This is a genomic window from Enterobacter sp. CPE_E1241 (genome assembly GCF_045618265.1).
GTDB lineage: Bacteria > Pseudomonadota > Gammaproteobacteria > Enterobacterales > Enterobacteriaceae > Enterobacter > Enterobacter adelaidei.
Map to the genome: position 1 here is coordinate 151,952 of NZ_JBIWYV010000001.1, position 17,226 is coordinate 169,177.

General features: G+C 53.4%; 14 protein-coding genes. 8 read left to right on the top strand and 6 right to left on the bottom strand.

What is annotated here, in order from left to right; all coding sequences use genetic code 11:
- Positions 1 to 73 precede the first annotated feature (73 nt).
- The 4 genes from ACJ9Y9_RS00725 to ACJ9Y9_RS00740 all read right to left on the bottom strand — a co-directional run bounded on the left by ACJ9Y9_RS00725 (position 74) and on the right by ACJ9Y9_RS00740 (position 4,247).
- Positions 74 to 436 (bottom strand): YibL family ribosome-associated protein, encoded by a 363-nt coding sequence (locus ACJ9Y9_RS00725; protein WP_024906604.1) that lies wholly within the window; start codon positions 434 to 436, stop codon positions 74 to 76.
- Between the two features lie 58 nt (positions 437 to 494).
- Positions 495 to 1,085, bottom strand: a complete 591-nt coding sequence (gene mtlR / locus ACJ9Y9_RS00730) for a mannitol operon repressor MtlR (protein WP_028018221.1) — start codon at positions 1,083 to 1,085, stop codon at positions 495 to 497.
- On the bottom strand, positions 1,082 to 2,230 hold the full coding sequence (gene mtlD / locus ACJ9Y9_RS00735; RefSeq protein ID WP_028018222.1) for a mannitol-1-phosphate 5-dehydrogenase: 1,149 nt from the start codon (positions 2,228 to 2,230) through the stop codon (positions 1,082 to 1,084). The genes mtlR and mtlD overlap by 4 nt, the downstream gene beginning before the upstream one ends.
- Before the next feature lie 109 nt (positions 2,231 to 2,339).
- Positions 2,340 to 4,247 carry a PTS mannitol transporter subunit IICBA gene (locus ACJ9Y9_RS00740; protein ID WP_028018223.1) on the bottom strand — a complete coding sequence of 636 codons (1,908 nt, stop codon included), beginning with the start codon at positions 4,245 to 4,247 and terminating at the stop codon, positions 2,340 to 2,342.
- A 657-nt stretch (positions 4,248 to 4,904) separates the two neighbouring features.
- On the opposite strand from ACJ9Y9_RS00740, the gene ACJ9Y9_RS00745 reads away from it, so the two are divergent.
- The 7 genes from ACJ9Y9_RS00745 to aldB all read left to right on the top strand — a co-directional run bounded on the left by ACJ9Y9_RS00745 (position 4,905) and on the right by aldB (position 13,384).
- Positions 4,905 to 5,261 carry a DUF3302 domain-containing protein gene (locus ACJ9Y9_RS00745; protein WP_028018224.1) on the top strand — a complete coding sequence of 119 codons (357 nt, stop codon included), beginning with the start codon at positions 4,905 to 4,907 and terminating at the stop codon, positions 5,259 to 5,261.
- A gap of 2 nt (positions 5,262 to 5,263) precedes the next feature.
- Positions 5,264 to 6,400, top strand: a complete 1,137-nt coding sequence (locus tag ACJ9Y9_RS00750; RefSeq protein ID WP_028018225.1) for an HlyD family secretion protein — start codon at positions 5,264 to 5,266, stop codon at positions 6,398 to 6,400.
- 90 nt (positions 6,401 to 6,490) lie between these two features.
- Entirely contained in the window at positions 6,491 to 7,099 is a 609-nt protein-coding gene (locus tag ACJ9Y9_RS00755; protein WP_028018226.1) for a glutathione S-transferase, read from the top strand.
- 103 nt (positions 7,100 to 7,202) lie between these two features.
- Positions 7,203 to 8,588: an L-seryl-tRNA(Sec) selenium transferase gene (gene selA / locus ACJ9Y9_RS00760; RefSeq protein WP_028018227.1), complete on the top strand. Its 1,386-nt coding sequence runs from the start codon at positions 7,203 to 7,205 to the stop codon at positions 8,586 to 8,588.
- Positions 8,585 to 10,429, top strand: coding sequence for a selenocysteine-specific translation elongation factor (gene selB / locus ACJ9Y9_RS00765; protein WP_028018228.1), 1,845 nt, complete (start codon positions 8,585 to 8,587; stop codon positions 10,427 to 10,429). The genes selA and selB overlap by 4 nt, the downstream gene beginning before the upstream one ends.
- Positions 10,430 to 10,608: 179 nt before the next feature.
- Complete coding sequence (yiaY, locus tag ACJ9Y9_RS00770; protein WP_028018229.1) at positions 10,609 to 11,760, top strand: L-threonine dehydrogenase; 1,152 nt, start codon at positions 10,609 to 10,611, stop codon at positions 11,758 to 11,760.
- Between the two features lie 85 nt (positions 11,761 to 11,845).
- Positions 11,846 to 13,384 carry an aldehyde dehydrogenase AldB gene (aldB, locus tag ACJ9Y9_RS00775; protein ID WP_028018230.1) on the top strand — a complete coding sequence of 513 codons (1,539 nt, stop codon included), beginning with the start codon at positions 11,846 to 11,848 and terminating at the stop codon, positions 13,382 to 13,384.
- Here aldB and ACJ9Y9_RS00780 read toward each other — a convergent pair.
- A complete protein-coding gene (locus ACJ9Y9_RS00780; RefSeq protein WP_072032716.1) occupies positions 13,381 to 14,346 on the bottom strand; it encodes a LysR family transcriptional regulator in 966 nt (321 codons plus the stop codon). The two genes, aldB and ACJ9Y9_RS00780, sit on opposite strands and share 4 nt — an antisense overlap.
- Before the next feature lie 117 nt (positions 14,347 to 14,463).
- On the opposite strand from ACJ9Y9_RS00780, the gene ACJ9Y9_RS00785 reads away from it, so the two are divergent.
- Positions 14,464 to 15,204, top strand: a complete 741-nt coding sequence (locus ACJ9Y9_RS00785) for a MipA/OmpV family protein (protein ID WP_028018232.1) — start codon at positions 14,464 to 14,466, stop codon at positions 15,202 to 15,204.
- A gap of 69 nt (positions 15,205 to 15,273) precedes the next feature.
- Here ACJ9Y9_RS00785 and ACJ9Y9_RS00790 read toward each other — a convergent pair whose 3' ends face one another.
- Positions 15,274 to 17,223, bottom strand: coding sequence for a glycoside hydrolase family 127 protein (locus tag ACJ9Y9_RS00790; protein ID WP_028018233.1), 1,950 nt, complete (start codon positions 17,221 to 17,223; stop codon positions 15,274 to 15,276).
- Positions 17,224 to 17,226: the final 3 nt, after the last annotated feature.

Consider the following 17,226-nt stretch of genomic DNA (forward strand, 5'->3'; position numbering starts at 1 on the left):
GTTGGGCCAATTTGAGTGGGGTAAGGTCTGTTGCCCTCACCCCGGCCCTCTCCCTGTGGGAGAGGGGGAATGATCAGAACGCGGTCTTACAAAAACCCGTCATCTCTTTCAGGCCCATTTCACGGCCCAACTCGGTCATCGGGTGCACCACCACCAGACCACGAACGCTTTTCTTCAGCTTGCCCATGTCGGCCTGCTCTTTTTTGGTGATCGCACGGCGGTGCGGCATGTTCATCAGCTTCTGCGCTTCTTTGCTCAGCTTCTGGCCTTTGACTTCGCGCAGGCGCTCGATTTCGGTTTCCAGTGTGGCGACCTCTTTTTCCAGCTCAGCGTACTTCTCGGCGGAATCGACCAGTGACAGGCCAGCCATCTGGTGGCGGATCAGATCCAGACGGTCGCTCAGGCGTTTAATTTCGTTCTTTTCGACTTCTTTCATGACAAATAACTCTGAAAACGGGGAATTTACAGGGAAGGATACACCAATGTGAGCAGGCTTACTTCTGAAACGCTTTTTTTAAGCTGATTCGGGAAATCAGCTCAGTCAGGGAGAGGACCATTGTGGAGCGAACAACCTGTTGATAACGCAGCTTTTGCATCGCGTATAGCTCAGGATCGCTGTTATCAAACTGAGGTGCCGGGGGAAGGGCAGTGACGCAATGCAACTCGCCGAAAGGTCCAAGGATCTCATCATCGGTAAAGGTGTACTCATTACCGTCATGATTTAACTCTTCGCGCAGCGCCATCAACAGCTCAGCGTCTTCATACTCTGGCCTGCTCAGCACGCCAAGGCCATAAATCAGCTTCAGACGCACTGAGAGATCGCCCAGCGGTCCGTCTCCGTCCAGTAACGGTTCTACAGCATATTTTACCGCGTAGTCGTCTTTGCGAAACACCTGAAGCACCAGGATATTCACCGCCTCGGTTAGCAACTCGACGGCGGCAATCAGGAAACTTCGTACGGTTTTGCCAGCATTCAGACGCTCAAGCACACGATTTTCAAAGGCCTGGGTTTGTTCCATTATTGCCTGCATATCTGACAATCTGTAATCAGGGCGCAGGGTTACCTGCGCCACACTCTGCATCATTTGGTTGCGTTATATGCGTTAACCGCCTCCACAACCACGTCGCTGTTGGCATCCAGACCTGAAATCTGCGCCAGCGCAGCCTGCGCGCCTTTATCGTCAATCAGTTGAGCCAGTTCCTGCGCCTGCGGATCCTGCTCGCTGCGGTAGTGCATTGCGGCGGCAATCCCTTTCACCAGGTTGGCGTGCGGCAGACCGTATTCCAGCGTGCCCAGCAGCGGTTTAATCAGGCGATCGCCCGCGCTCAGCTTGCGCAGGGGCTGACGGCCAACGCGCTCAACGTCATCTTTCAGATACGGGTTTTCAAAACGACCGAGGATTTTCTGGATGTATGCTGCGTGTTTATCAGCATCAAAACCGTAGCGTTTGATCAGCACCGCGCCGCTCTCTTCCATTGCCCCTTTTACCACAGCGCGGATGTTCTCATCGAGAATCGCGTCACGGATGGTCTGATGACCGGCCAATTTTCCGAGGTACGCGGTTATAGCATGCCCGGTGTTCAGCGTGAAGAGTTTGCGTTCGACAAATGCCATCAGGTTATCAGTTAATTCCATCCCCGGGATGGTTGGCAGCGTGCCTTTAAACTGCGTTTTATCGACGATCCACTCGCTGAAGGTTTCAACGGTCACTTCCAGCGGGTCGTGGGTGGCGGATTCAGACGGCGGGACGATACGGTCAACGGCGGAATCAACAAACCCCACGTGCGCTTCAACCCAGGCTTTATCTTCGTCGGCAACAGCGGCGAGCACATGGCCTTTCAACTGCGTGGTGCCGCGCACCATGTTTTCACAGGCGATGATGTTCAGCGGGGTATCAATGTTCTGCGCTTTACGTTTTGCGAGGCCTTTCGCCACTGCAGGAGCGATACGCTCAAGCACGACCGGACCCACGGCGGTGGTCACCAGATCGACGCTGGCAATAAGGTCGATAACGTCGTCGCCAATGCTGCTTACGGCATTCACACCTGAAACCGTTTCAACCTGCTCGTTTTCTCCAACCACGTGTACCTGGTAGCTATGACGGGCATTCAGGGCGTCTAGCACCACCTGGTTCACATCGGCGAATGTCAGCGTAATGCCCGCGTCTGCCAGCAGTTTGCCGATAAAGCCACGACCAATATTACCTGCGCCAAAATGTAATGCTTTCATAGTGTTAACCTTCATCAATGTTTTTTACCCGAGAGGGCTGGGGTGAGGAACCGCATAACTTTCCCCTCACCCTAGCCCTCTCCCCTGTGGGGAGAGGGCGGAAATGGGCTTACTTGTTCAGCAGCGCCAGTACTTCTTCCACGCTGGTGGTGCTGGCCAGACGCTCAATGACAGACTCATCATCCAGGGCGTTAGTCAGGCTGGTAATCACCTGAATGTGCTCGTTATTGCGAGCGGCGATACCAATCACCAGACGGGCGATGTCGTCTTCTTCTTCACCGAAGCGCACACCCTGCGGATACTGACAGAATACGACGCCGGTTTTCAGCACGCGATCTTTCGCTTCAACCGTACCGTGCGGAACCGCGATGGATTCACCCAGGTATGTTGGCGTCAGTTTTTCACGTTCCAGCATCGCATCAACGTATTCAGGTTGAACGTAGCCACCTTTCACCAGTTGCTCACCGGCAAAGCGAATCGCCTCTTCTTTGGTAGCAGCAGTACGACCGAGGAAGATGTTCTCCGCACCCAGTTTGAACAGGTGGGCGTTGCTCTCGTCGAAACTGTCCTGCAGGCTGGAGCGCACTTTCACTTCGTTGTCTTCGTGACGCTGCGCGGCAACCAGACGCTCGGTCAGGCTGGTGTACAGGCCGCTGTCGAGGAAGTTGGTCAGCGAAATATGCTGTGCCTGCGGAACCTGACGCATGGCGCGTTCGGTCAGATCGCGGTGCGTGATAACCAGGTCCACATCCGGTGGCAGACTGTTGATGGCGCTGTTGGTCACAGAGATGTTAGTCAGACCCGCATCCTGCACTTTCTTACGCAGCACACCTGCACCCATTGCGCTGGAACCCATACCGGCGTCACAGGCAACGATGATTTTACGCACGTGGCTCAGGTCGTTAGAGACATCACCAGCCGCCAGCGGTGTAGCACCTTTGGATTCCGCTTTCATGTCGTGCATACGACGGGTAGCCGCTTCGATATCATCATCTTCTTTCACTTTGCTGGTTTTCAGCAGGATAGAAGAGACCACGAAGGAGACCGCCATTGCTGCACAGATAGCCGCGATGTTTGCGAAGTAAGCCCCTTTTGGCGTCATCGCCAGTACCGCCAGGATAGAACCCGGAGACGCCGGAGAAACCAGACCACCGCCCAGCACGCTCAGTGTGAACACACCGGTCATACCGCCGAGGATAACGGCCAGGATCAGACGCGGATTCATCAGCACGTACGGGAAGTAAATTTCGTGGATACCACCCAGGAAGTGAATGATAGCCGCACCGCCCGCAGACTGCTTCGCGCTACCGCGACCAAAGAACATGTACGCCAGCAGAACACCCATACCCGGGCCCGGGTTCGCTTCAATCAGGAAGAAGATGGATTTGCCAAGCTCATGAGACTGCTGAATACCCAGCGGTGAGAAGATACCGTGGTTGATGGCGTTGTTAAGGAACAGGATTTTCGCCGGTTCAACAAAGATAGACGCCAGCGGCAGCATGTCGTGCGCAACCATGAAGTTAACGCCTGCTGCCAGAATTTTGGACAGCACTTCAACCGCAGGGCCAATGCCGAGGAACGCCAGAATCGCCAGGATCATACCAATGATGCCTGCGGAGAAGTTGTTCACCAGCATTTCGAAGCCAGAGCGAATCTTACCGTCTACCCAGGAATCAAAGTGTTTGATTGCCCAACCGCCCAGAGGACCCGCAATCATTGCGCCCAGGAACATTGGCATATCCGCACCGACAATCACACCCATGGTTGTGATTGCACCCACTACACCGCCACGGTCACCGCCCACCAGACGACCACCGGTGAAACCGATGAGCAGCGGCAGCAGATAAGTAATCATTGGGCCAACAAGTTTCGCCAGCGTTTCGTTAGGCAACCACCCTGTCGGAATGAATAATGCGGTGATGATACCCCACGCGATAAACGCGCCGATATTTGGCATCACCATGTTGCTGAGGAAACGACCAAAGCTTTGTACTTTGATCTTGAAATCGGATGACATAAAACACCCCTTCTTCTGTTTACGCTTAGGCTTGCGGCCCGAGGTTTATTGTTAATGTGAGGCGGCAGAGGTAGCCGGGCCCTGTTCATGCTGTGAAATCTGGCACTGAATCGTTCAACTGTCCAGATGACGAAAATTTGTGTGATGCGTGTCACGTAAATGTAGGGGGTGTGGATATCAATGTGGTGATCTGAATCACAAAGTAAGTGGGCAAAAAAAATACGATGACGAAAAATAGAGCAGAAACGACCCTTTTTTGTGATTTTTGTCACATTTGATCCTGGCGGATTTGTCTCTGTATTGTGACTTATTTCACAAAATATTTTTATGCAGAATTCTCCGGCTGTGATCCTTAACAAATTCTGTCTTGCGATTTAGCGTCAGGATGGCATGGGGCGACACAGAAAGCTAAAAAACCACTTTTCATATGTGGTATGGCGAAAAGTTAAAACGTGGATTACTCTCATATTGTAAGGTTAAGTCTATTATTATTCAGGTTATATTTTGACACGTTTATAAACTTGCATGGAGATATTATAAAAATCCATACTCCCCGGCTGCTGAAATAGCAAGTGATTACTGTTCCTATAAAAAATTAATTAGGTTGCGTACCGTTTTATTAATTTAATGAGTTGACGTTGTTTAAGTGAGGAGAATATGTTTCTCAACTATTTTGCGCTGGGCGTATTGATTTTCGTATTCCTGGTCCTTTTTTACGGCGTCATAGCCATTCATGACATCCCGTATAATATGGCCAAAAAACGTAACCATCCCCATGCCGATGCGATTCATACGGCAGGATGGATTAGCCTGTTTACGCTCCATGCTATATGGCCGTTCCTGTGGATCTGGGCCACGCTTTACCGTGAAGATCGCGGCTGGGGGATGCAAAACCACATCTCGAAGCCTGATGAGGTACCGGGCATGGATGCACTGACTAAACGCGTGGCGGAGCTTGAACAAAAGCTGGCAGCGGCACAACCCACAGCTGATAAGAACACGCTGGAGCGCTAATCATGGATCTGTTGATTGTTCTGACCTATGTGGCATTTGCCTGGGCCATCTTTAAAATATTCCGTATTCCCGTTAACCAGTGGACGCTCGCCACCGCGACATTAGGCGGGATATTTATTGTCGCCGGACTTATCCTGCTAATGAACTATAACCACCCGTATACCTTTACGGCTCAAAAGGCGGTTATTTCTATTCCGATTACGCCGCAGGTTACCGGGGTGGTCAGTGAAGTGACTGATAAAAATAATCAGCTCATTAAAAAGGGTGAAGTGTTATTTAAACTTGATCCAGGCCGCTACCAGGCGCGTGTAGACAGACTCCAGGCTGACCTGGTGACTGCGACGCACAATATCGACAACCTTAAGGCACAACTGTCGGAAGCGGTAGCCAACACCACGCGGGTGTCTGCGGAACGCGATCGTCTGTATAAAGATTATCAGCGCTATCTGAAAGGCAGTCAGGCAAAGGTTAACCCGTTCTCTGAAAGCGATATCGACAATGCGCGCCAGAACTATCTGGCACAAGACGCGTTGGTTAAAGGCTCTGTCGCCGAACAGACGCAAATTCAGACTCAGTTAGACAGCATGGTTAACGGTGAGCAATCTCAGGTTGCCTCTCTGCGCGCCCAGCTTGCCGAAGCCAAATACAACCTGGAACAGACCGTAGTGCGTGCGCCAAGCAATGGCTATATCACCCAGGTACTGATTCGTCCGGGGACGTATGCCGCCGCGCTGCCTCTGCGCCCGGTGATGGTCTTTATCCCGGAACAAAAACGCCAGATTGTGGCGCAGTTCCGTCAGAACTCGCTGCTGCGTCTGAAACCGGGCGATGAAGCTGAAGTGGTGTTCAACGCGCTGCCGGGTCAGGTCTTCTCCGGTAAGCTCACCAGCATTCTGCCGGTGGTGCCGGGTGGATCATATCAGGCTCAGGGTGCGCTGCAGTCTCTGACGGTGGTTCCGGGTACGGATGGCGTGCTGGGGACTATCGAGCTTGACCCGAATGCCGATGTCGATGCACTGCCAGACGGTATTTATGCTCAGGTGGCGGTTTATTCGGACCATTTCGCCCATGTTTCGGTGATGCGTAAGGTGCTGCTGCGTATGACCAGCTGGATGCACTACCTCTACCTCGATCACTAATCCTTTCAGGGCAGGAATGCGACATGCAGACCTGCCCTTTTTTCGTCGCTTGATCCATACTGATTTTTTTCCGGCATCAAGGATCAGGCAATGAAACTCATCGGTAGCTACACCAGTCCCTTCGTGCGAAAAATCTCTATTCTCCTGCTGGAGAAAGGGATTGAATTTGAATTCGTCAATGAACAGCCTTACAACGCCGAAAACGGCGTCGCGCAGTACAACCCGCTAGGTAAAGTCCCGGCACTGGTGACGAACGAGGGTGAATACTGGTTTGATTCCCCGATTATTGCGGAGTACATCGAGCTGCTGGGCGTCGCCCCGGCAATGCTACCGGCTGACCCAAAAGCCGCGCTGGCTGTGAAGCAAATTGAAGCCCTGGCCGATGGCATTATGGATGCGGCGTTAACTTCCGTACGCGAGCAGGCAAGACCCGCCGCCCAACAGTCGGAAACAGAACTGCTACGCCAGCGTGAAAAAATCAGCCGCAGCCTGGATATGTGTGAGCAGCTCATCCAGGAGGGAAAAATCCAGCCTGACAGAGTGGATCTGGCGACAATAGCGATCGCCTGCGCCATCGGTTATCTCAACTTCCGTCATGTTTCCCCTGGCTGGTGTGTCGATCGCCCGTTGCTGGTAAAACTTGCCGAAACGCTGTTTAGCCGTGAGAGTTTTGCCCGCACCGAACCGCCAAAGGCTTGATACGGGTTATAACACTTCGCTGCCGGAGGCGGTACAATCCCTCCACATGTTAACTCCCTCTCCCGTCGGGAGGGGGGATGATATTTACTCGCCAGGCGCTTTCATGACTACTCATCATTCGCTGTACAGCCAAATTCCCGCTACCGACCGTCTTCTTCGCGAGCCTCGCATTCATGCTGCTGTTGAGCGTTTCGGCCATACCGCGACGGTTGAGATGTTACGGTTGCTTCAGGATGAAGCCCGACGCCAGATTCAGGCAGAAAACGCCTTGCCTGACTGGTGCGCGGCGTGGGAGCAAGAAGTTGAAAAGCGGCTGGATGAGAAAACGCAAAGTGCACTTCGTCCGGTGATTAACCTGACGGGTACGGTACTGCACACCAACCTGGGGCGCGCGCAACAGGCGGAAGAGGTGGTTGCTGCGGTCGTGCAGGCCATGCGAATGCCTGTGACGCTGGAGTACGATCTGGACGGTGCAGGGCGCGGACATCGTGACCGGGCACTGGCGGACCTTCTCTGCCAGCTGACCGGCGCGGAAGATGCCTGCATTGTGAATAACAACGCCGCCGCGGTGCTGCTGATGCTGGCGGCCACTGCCAGCGGCAGAGAGGTGGTGGTTTCCCGCGGTGAGCTGGTTGAGATTGGCGGCGCGTTTCGCATTCCGGACGTGATGCGTCAGGCGGGCTGTTCGCTGCATGAAGTGGGCACCACTAACCGCACTCATGCGAAAGATTATCGCGCGGCGGTGAATGAAAATACCGCCCTGCTGATGAAGGTTCATACCAGCAATTACCATATTGAAGGTTTCACCAAAACCGTTGAAGAAGCTGAGCTGGCAGCGATTGGACGCGAGCTGAATATACCGGTGATTGCCGATCTCGGTAGTGGTTCCCTGGTCGATCTCAGCCAGTACGGTTTGCCAAAAGAGCCGATGCCACAAGAGATGATTGCGGCGGGTGTCAGCCTGGTGAGCTTTTCCGGCGACAAACTGCTGGGGGGGCCGCAGGCGGGGATAATAGTGGGTAAGCGTGAGCTGATTGCGCAGTTGCAGCAGCATCCGCTCAAGCGAGCCCTGCGCGCGGATAAAATGACGCTCGCGGCACTGGAAGCGACATTGCGGCTCTATCTGCATCCGGAGAAACTGGCTGACCGCCTGCCCACGCTGCGTTTGCTAACCCGGGATGCCGCTTCAATTCGTGCACAGGGTGAATTGCTGCTACCCCGAGTTGCCCCTCATTACCCTGATTTTGACGTTCGCATTGAACCCTGCCAGTCGCAGATTGGCAGCGGTTCACTGCCAGTGGACAGACTGCCGAGTGAAGCGCTCACGTTCACCCCGCGTGACGGGCGCGGTAGCCACCTTGAAACCCTGTCGTCGCGCTGGCGCGCGTTGCCGACGCCGGTTATCGGGCGGATTTACGACGGCAGAATGTGGCTGGATCTACGCTGCCTTGAAGATGAAGAGCGATTTCTGGAGATGTTGTTGAAATGATTATTGCCACCGCCGGTCACGTCGACCACGGAAAAACCACGTTATTGCAGGCGATTACAGGTGTAAATGCCGATCGTCTTCCGGAAGAGAAAAAGCGCGGCATGACCATCGATCTGGGCTATGCCTACTGGCCGCAGCCTGATGGTCGCGTGTTGGGCTTTATTGATGTTCCGGGGCATGAAAAGTTTCTGTCCAACATGCTGGCGGGCGTGGGGGGGATCGATCATGCCCTGCTGGTGGTGGCCTGCGATGACGGCGTGATGGCGCAAACGCGCGAGCATCTGGCGATCCTGCAGCTGACGGGCAACCCGCAGCTAACCGTTGCGCTGACCAAAGCCGATCGCGTGGATGAGGCGCGCATCAGTGAAGTGCGCGAAACGGTACAGGCGACCTTACGGGAATATGGTTTTGCCGATGCGCCGCTTTTTGTCACCGTAGCGACTGAAGGTCGTGGTATCGACGATCTTCGCCGCCATTTGCAGCAATTGTCGTCGCGCGACCACGCCAGCCATCATCGTTTCCGTCTGGCGATTGACCGGGCGTTTACCGTTAAAGGTGCGGGTCTGGTCGTCACGGGTACGGCGCTAAGCGGCGAAGTGAGAGTGGGTGACAGTTTATGGCTGACGGGCGTTAACAAACCGATGCGTGTGCGCGGTTTACATGCGCAAAACCAGCCCGTAGAGCATGCTCATGCCGGGCAGCGAATCGCACTCAATATTGCCGGTGATGCGGAAAAAGACCAGCTTAACCGTGGTGACTGGCTGTTGGCTGATACCCCTCCAGAACCGTCTGAGCGTGTGATCGTCTCCCTGCAGACGCACATGCCGCTGACTCAATGGCAACCGCTGCATATTCATCACGCGGCCAGCCATATTACCGGACGCATCTCGCTGCTGGAAAACGACCTTGCCGAGCTGGTTTTTGATTCACCACTCTGGCTTGCGGATAATGACCGTCTTGTTCTGCGCGATATTTCAGCGCGGGAAACGCTGGCCGGGGCGCGAGTGGTGACACTTCACTCACCGCGACGTGGCAAGCGTAAACCTGAGTATCTGCAATGGCTGTCTGCTCTGGCGCAGGCGACGGATGATAAAACAGCGCTGCTGGTTCATCTCGAGCGCGGTGCGGTGAATCTTGCTGACTTTGCATGGGCTCGCCAGTTGAGTGAGGAAGGTTTACGTCAGCTGACCCAGGAGCCGGGCTTTATTCAGGCTGGCAACAGCCTGCTGAATGCCCCGGTGGCGGCGCACTGGCAGCGTAAAATATTGAACACGCTTGCGACTTACCATGAACAGCATCAGGATGAACCGGGCCCCGGCCGCGAGCGTCTGCGCCGCATGGCGCTGCCGATGGAAGACGATGCTCTGGTGCTGCTGTTGATTGAAAATATGCGCGAAACGGGGGCGATTAAAAGTCACCACGGTTGGCTGCATCTGCCGGATCACAAAGCCGGGTTTACCGCTGAGCAAGAGGCAGTATGGCAAAAAGTGGCATCACTGTTTGGCGATGAGCCATGGTGGGTTCGCGATCTGGCCCGCCAAACGAATACTGACGAGCAAGTGATGCGCCAGGTATTGCGCCATGCGGCGCAGCAGGGGCTTATCGTCGCGATCGTGAAAGATCGTTATTACCGTAACGATCGCATTGTTGCGTTTGCCAACCTGATCCGTGAGCTGGATCAGGAACGAGGCTCTACCTGTGCAGCCGATTTCCGCGACCGTTTGAATGTTGGCCGCAAGCTGGCGATCCAGATCCTGGAATATTTCAACCGTATCGGGTTTACCCGCCGTCGCGGAAATGATCATTTATTACGCGATTCACTATTATTTCCGCAAACATAAAACAGGAATTAATACAAAAATAGAATAGATAGAAAGAGATTTAAATATTAATTCACACCTTCGCAGGGTTAAATTTATTCAACCTGCGAAGGTCTTCGCAAAATCATATTTTTGATCATGTTTTTTGAGTAATCTTTACCTTATGCTGCAGACAATTTTTATCTCTTTGAGGAAATATCATGGCTGCATCTGTATTTTATATTCCTTCCGTGAATATTATTGGTTCTGATTCATTAAACACCGCAATGGATACCATGCGCGACTACGGCTGGCGCCGCGCGCTGATTGTCACCGATACCATGCTGAGCAAGCTGGGTATGGTCTCCAGTATTCAACATGCTCTGAAAGAACGTGATATTTCCAGCGTTGTGTATGACGGCACGCACCCTAATCCGACGACAGCAAATGTGGCGGCAGGTCTGGAAATATTAAAAGCAAATCAGTGTGACTGTATTATTTCACTGGGTGGTGGTTCACCTCACGATTGTGCAAAAGGTATTGCGCTGGTGGCAGTGAACGGCGGTGATATTCGTGATTATGAAGGTGTCGATCGCTCTGCAAAGCCCCAATTGCCGATGATTGCGATTAATACTACCGCGGGTACGGCTTCGGAAATGACGCGATTCTGTATTATTACTGATGAGACGCGTCATATTAAAATGGCGATAGTGGATAAGCACGTTACGCCAGTACTGTCCGTTAACGATTCCTCGCTCATGTCAGGAATGCCACCCTCACTGACAGCGGCAACCGGTATGGATGCCCTGACGCATGCGATTGAAGCGTATGTGTCTGTGGCGGCCACACCTATTACCGATGCCTGCGCGCTGAAAGCGGTGACGATGATTAGTGAAAACCTGGTACATGCCGTTGAAGATGGCAGTAACGCTCAGGCGCGTGAAGCGATGGCCTATGCACAATTCCTCGCTGGAATGGCGTTTAACAATGCTTCACTAGGCTATGTACACGCGATGGCGCATCAGTTGGGTGGCTTCTACGATCTGCCGCATGGCGTCTGTAATGCTGTACTGCTTCCACACGTTCAGGTGTTTAACAGCAAGGCTGCGGCGGGGCGTCTGCGCGACTGTGCAAAAGCCATGGGCGTGAATGTGAGTGAGATGACCGACATGCAGGGAGCCCAGGCCTGCATCGTTGAGATCCGTGCGCTGGCCCGCAAGGTCAATATCCCGGCGGGCCTTCGCGAACTGAACGTCAAAGAGGAAGATATTCCGGTCCTGGCAACCAATGCGCTGAAGGATGCCTGTGGGTTCACCAACCCGGTTCAGGCGACCCATGAAGAGATAATGGAAATTTACCGCGCCGCGATGTGACCCTTGTCGTAAACCCGTCACCGGCTGGCGAGAAAATCGTCAGTCGGGACTACCCTTGTTGTACACCAACAGCAAGGAGACGGTCATGACAAACAATCCTCCCTCATCGCGTATCCAGCCTGGCGAGTATGGTTTTCCCCTCAAGCTGAAACCCCGTTATGACAACTTTATTGGCGGTGCCTGGGTGGCTCCCGTCGACGGCGAATACTATTCCAACCTGACCCCCGTCACCGGTCAGCCGCTTTGTGAGATAGCCAGCTCCGGCAAGCGTGATATCGATCTGGCGCTGGATGCGGCGCATAAAGCGAAAGATAAATGGGGCCATACTTCCGTCCAGGACCGTGCGGCCATATTGTTCAAGATTGCCGACCGGATGGAGCAAAATCTGGAGCTGCTGGCGACGGCGGAAACCTGGGATAACGGCAAGCCTATCCGGGAAACAATGGCGGCAGATGTGCCGCTGGCCATTGACCACTTCCGCTATTTTGCTTCCTGTATTCGTGCTCAGGAAGGCGGAATCAGTGAGGTCGACAGCGATACCGTGGCGTATCACTTCCACGAACCTTTGGGCGTGGTGGGGCAAATCATTCCGTGGAACTTCCCGCTGCTGATGGCGAGCTGGAAAATGGCACCTGCGCTGGCAGCAGGGAACTGTATTGTCCTCAAACCGGCGCGCCTGACCCCGCTGTCGGTCCTGTTGTTGATGGAAGTGATTGGCGATCTGCTGCCACCGGGGGTGGTCAACGTGGTGAACGGTGCCGGAGGTGAAATTGGTGAATATCTGGCGACCTCAAAACGTATCGCCAAGGTGGCATTTACCGGGTCGACGGAAGTGGGTCAGCAGATCATGCAGTACGCGACGCAGAACATCATTCCGGTAACGCTGGAACTGGGCGGTAAGTCTCCGAATATTTTCTTTGCCGATGTGATGGATGAAGAAGATGCCTTCTTCGATAAAGCCCTGGAAGGGTTTGCTCTGTTTGCCTTCAATCAGGGGGAAGTGTGCACTTGCCCGAGCCGGGCGCTGGTTCAGGAGTCAATTTACGAGCGCTTTATGGAGCGCGCGATCCGTCGTGTGGAGTCTATCCGCAGCGGTAACCCGCTTGATAGTGTCACCCAGATGGGGGCGCAGGTTTCTCATGGACAACTGGAAACGATCCTCAACTATATTGATATCGGCAAGAAAGAAGGGGCAGATATCCTGACCGGTGGCCGCCGTAAAGTGCTCGGTGGGGATCTGCAGGAAGGGTATTATCTTGAGCCGACGATCCTGTTCGGTAAGAACAATATGCGAGTCTTCCAGGAGGAAATTTTCGGACCGGTGCTGGCAGTGACGACCTTCAAAACGATGGAGGAGGCACTGGAAATTGCGAATGACACACCGTATGGCCTGGGGGCGGGTGTCTGGAGCCGCAACGGTAATCTGGCTTATAAAATGGGAAGAGGCATTCAGGCCGGGCGCGTATGGACTAACTGCTACCATGCCTATCCGGCGCATGCGGCATTTGGTGGTTATAAGCAATCGGGCATCGGGCGTGAAACGCACAAGATGATGCTGGAGCATTACCAGCAGACAAAATGTCTACTGGTCAGTTATTCCGATAAACCTTTGGGACTGTTCTAATCACTCCGCTCAGGCCGTCCATTGACGGCCTGAGCAATTTGCTGGCGCAGGCAGTTTAGTACGCCATCCAGGACGTATTGCACACGCCAGGGTTGATATTCGCGCTTGCGGAATATGGTCGTCAGGTCGAGCCACCACTCCTCCTGATGCGGGAAGCAAGGGACCAACATTCCCTGTGTTAATTCTTTTTTCAGGCTCTCTTTGGGAGCAAAAACAATTCCAAGGTTATTTCTTGCCAGTTCCAGGGCCGTCTGCGTATTGTCGCAAATATAGTTCCCGGTCACTCTATAATCATGGATCTCATCGCTGCCATGCACGCGGAAACGCCAGATGTTTGCATCATCAACCAGCATGGAGTCTATAAGAATACAGGAGTGGTTAATTAAATCTTCAGGTCCCGTTAAGGGGTTTTTATTTAAATACTCTTTGGTTGCAAATGCTGTGACCGAATATTTTGTTAAAACACTCGCAACCAGACTTTCGTCTTTCGGTTGCGCATAGGTGATTAAAATATCGCAGTCATCAGGAAAGGAAACACCTTCTGAATATTCATTCCGATCCAGGTTGTACGTTTTCAGGGAGATGCGGATATCACCGATGTCCTCTATCTTGTGGATCACGTGTCGCGCGAGGTAGGTCACAATGCCCGTAGGGGCATAGATTGTCACTTTTCCACGTTTTTCGTGCTTATAATCAGCAATGAAATTAACAAGTTGGCTGTTTTTGTCCAGCGAGGCGTTAATGTAAGGGAGTAATGCTTCACCGAACTGGGTCAGGGCCAGCTGGCGCGTGGTGCGCTCAAAAACCTTAAGTCCAACCCGTGTTTCAAAATCAGAGAGATATTTACTGACGTTGGCCTGCGCCATGCTCAGCAGGGCGGCGGCATCGCCAATACTGTGGGTTGCTGCGATGACGGATATAATTTTTAATTCGCGTGGCTTTAGTTGTAATTTACTCATCATGCACACCAATCTATATGATTTTATATATAATATTATATAAAGCGCAGCGTTGCATTGACAAATTTGTAACCATTATTATTCGCCTCGCTTGTTTGGCGTTTAAATGGATTACATGTAATGACTATTAAATACAATTTACTCATCGCTGCCACGTTATTTGCAACATCATCTGCAATGGCCGGTGACTTTTCACTTGGAGCGGGGGCTGTATTTAATGAGTCTCCTTACAAAGGATATAATGAAAATACAACGGCAGTACCGTTAATTAGCTACGAAAGCGATCGTTTCTATGTGCGCCAGACCACAGGAGGGTGGATCCTGTGGAAAGATGCCAAAAATGAATTCAGCCTGACCGCATCCTGGATGCCGCTCCATTTTGATCCTGATGACAACGACGACCATCAGATGAAAAAGCTTGATGAGCGAAAAGCCTCTGCCTTCCTCGGTGGCGCATACTACCGCCATGAAAACTGGGGTTCGCTGAAAGTGGCGGTCTCTGGTGATGCCACGGATGAAAGCGGCGGTGTGATCGGTGAGGTATCCTACTTCCATCCAATCCGTATGGAACGCCTGACTCTGACGCCATCTGTCGGTATTTTCTATAGCGATGAGAGCTATAACGACTACTACTACGGTGTATCCGGCAGTGAGTCTCGTCGCTCAGGCCTGGACGAATACACCGCAGGTGACAGCTGGACGCCATACGTTGGTCTGGCGGCTAAATATCAGTTAACCCAGAAACTGTTCCTTAACGCCAGTGCGGTTTATACCGTGTTACCTGATGACGTGAAGAACAGCCCGATGATCGACCGTGACGACAGCTTCGCGCTGATGACCGGCCTGACCTGGCGTTTCTGATGCGGTAAAGCCTCTTTCATCCCTCTCCCGTGGGAGAGGGTTGGGGTGAGGGCAACAGGCCGCAGAAATTCAGCCTTCATCCACCCAAATCCGCATTTCTCCTTCTCCCCGGTTAGCCCAACTAAACCAGGGAATAAAGGTCAGCGTCTGGGGCTGACGTTGTACCGGCGAGCGGTCATACTGCCACAGCGCATCCTTGTCCTTCACGTGACAGCCAATCCCCTCTGCCTGTATCAGCATCTTGTGCGCGAAAATCCCTTTCCCTTCAAAGACCCGGAACTCGCTGTCTTGCGGCAAGGAAAGGTTATGCAGATTGGCACCGTTATCCGCTTCTTCCAGGCAGTAAACCAGCGGTCCGCGCTGTAGCGCGACTTTCCCTGCCTGCTGGCGTACCTGCGGGTTCCCATACACCCGGCGAACGGGCATCGGTAGCGTCAGCGTGACGACATCTCCTTCTTGCCAGTTTCGGGTCAAGTAGAGATATCCCCGTGAAATTTCTCCTGTAGTGTCTTCACCGTTCAACGATACGCCAGGCGCCGCGCACCAGTCCGGCAGCCGCAGGGCTAGCGTATGCGTGACGGGAACAGGTGAGGTAATTTCGATTTTTACCTGTTCATGCCACGGGTAGTTACCGCTAATCCGCAGCGCCAGGGTTTCATCGCCAACCGGAATGATGACATCGTTGCCGACGTAGAGATTAATAAAAAGCGCATCCTGGCGAACGGTATAAATGTAATGCCCCAGCGACGTCAGTACGCGGGCGATATTCGGCGGGCAACAGGCGCAGCCAAACCAGCGCTGGCGGACGGGTTTCACGTGATCGTAGATATGGTTGAACGTCAGGGTTTTCGGATGTACTTCCAGCGGGTTTACATAGAAGAAGTGCTTACCGTCCAGCGCCATGCCGCCGAGTACCGTGTTATATAGCGCGCGCTCCATCACGTCGGCGTAGTGACCGTCGGCCTCCATTTCCAGCATCCGGCGGGCAAACATCATCAGACCGATGGAGGCGCAGCTTTCGGCATATACCGTATCGTTGGGCAGATCGTAATCGCTGCTAAAGGCTTCCCCGCTGCTTTGCGACCCAATCCCGCCGGTAATGTACAGCTGGCGCTGGGCCATGTTGTTCCACAGCCGCAGGCAGTCCTGGCGTTTTCCTTCGTCATGACTCAGGCGCGCCAGATGCGCCATGCCCGCCATCAGGTAGACAAAACGCACCGCGTGGCCGATGGCCATTTGTTGTTCAGCAAGTGGCTGATGCGCCTGGCTGTAGGCTTTGTCCTTGACCATCCAGGCGGGCCCGTAGGTGTTCCAGTATGATGTTCTGCCGCGCTTCTCGTATTCGATATCATAGAAGTGAGGCTGGACACCGCGTTGTTCGATGAAATATTTCACCAGTGCCAGGTAGCGTGGCTCCTGCGTGATGTCGTACAACCGCATCAGCGCCAGCTCTATTTCCGGGTGACCCGGATAACCGTGTAGCTGGTTCTCGCCGGGGCCAAACACGCTGTCGATGTGATCGGCCAGTTTGCACACCACCTCCAGCAGACGGCGTTTTCCGGTTCCCTGAAAATATGCCACGCCAGCCTCAATCATGTGTCCGGCACAATACAGCTCGTGGCATTCAGCCAGATTCGTCCAGCGCGCTTCAGGGGCTTTCACCGTGAAATAGGTGTTGAGATAACCGTCTTCGCATTGTGCCGCCGCAACCAGCTCAATTACCTCATCAGCAGTTTTTTCCAGGTCTGAGTCAGGCTTCTGACACAGGGACCACGCTACGGCTTCCAGCCATTTTGCTACGTCACTGTCCTGAAACACCATGCCGTAGAATTCGCCTTTCTCCAGACCCGCCGCAATACGGAAGTTGGTGATGGCGTGGCTGGGTTCGGCTTCCGTCACGCGATCGTTCAGCGCATCCCACTGGTAGGGGATCACCACATCGCGTACCAGCCGTTGATATTGCCCGAGAAACGGGTCGTTAATTTTCAGTTTATGCAGGTCGGCTTCCATTATGGACATCTT

What these genes read in the sequence shown, in the direction of transcription:
- ACJ9Y9_RS00755 (WP_028018226.1), top strand. Translation starts at nt 6,491, where the DNA reads ATGAAACTCATCGGTAGCTACACCAGTCCCTTCGTGCGAAAAATCTCT.
- selA (WP_028018227.1), top strand. Translation starts at nt 7,203, where the DNA reads ATGACTACTCATCATTCGCTGTACAGCCAAATTCCCGCTACCGACCGT.
- aldB (WP_028018230.1), top strand. Translation starts at nt 11,846, where the DNA reads ATGACAAACAATCCTCCCTCATCGCGTATCCAGCCTGGCGAGTATGGT.
- ACJ9Y9_RS00750 (WP_028018225.1), top strand. Translation starts at nt 5,264, where the DNA reads ATGGATCTGTTGATTGTTCTGACCTATGTGGCATTTGCCTGGGCCATC.
- ACJ9Y9_RS00740 (WP_028018223.1), bottom strand. Translation starts at nt 4,247, where the DNA reads ATGTCATCCGATTTCAAGATCAAAGTACAAAGCTTTGGTCGTTTCCTC.
- ACJ9Y9_RS00785 (WP_028018232.1), top strand. Translation starts at nt 14,464, where the DNA reads ATGACTATTAAATACAATTTACTCATCGCTGCCACGTTATTTGCAACA.
- mtlD (WP_028018222.1), bottom strand. Translation starts at nt 2,230, where the DNA reads ATGAAAGCATTACATTTTGGCGCAGGTAATATTGGTCGTGGCTTTATC.
- ACJ9Y9_RS00780 (WP_072032716.1), bottom strand. Translation starts at nt 14,346, where the DNA reads ATGATGAGTAAATTACAACTAAAGCCACGCGAATTAAAAATTATATCC.
- ACJ9Y9_RS00745 (WP_028018224.1), top strand. Translation starts at nt 4,905, where the DNA reads ATGTTTCTCAACTATTTTGCGCTGGGCGTATTGATTTTCGTATTCCTG.
- mtlR (WP_028018221.1), bottom strand. Translation starts at nt 1,085, where the DNA reads ATGATGCAGAGTGTGGCGCAGGTAACCCTGCGCCCTGATTACAGATTG.
- ACJ9Y9_RS00790 (WP_028018233.1), bottom strand. Translation starts at nt 17,223, where the DNA reads ATGTCCATAATGGAAGCCGACCTGCATAAACTGAAAATTAACGACCCG.
- selB (WP_028018228.1), top strand. Translation starts at nt 8,585, where the DNA reads ATGATTATTGCCACCGCCGGTCACGTCGACCACGGAAAAACCACGTTA.
- ACJ9Y9_RS00725 (WP_024906604.1), bottom strand. Translation starts at nt 436, where the DNA reads ATGAAAGAAGTCGAAAAGAACGAAATTAAACGCCTGAGCGACCGTCTG.
- yiaY (WP_028018229.1), top strand. Translation starts at nt 10,609, where the DNA reads ATGGCTGCATCTGTATTTTATATTCCTTCCGTGAATATTATTGGTTCT.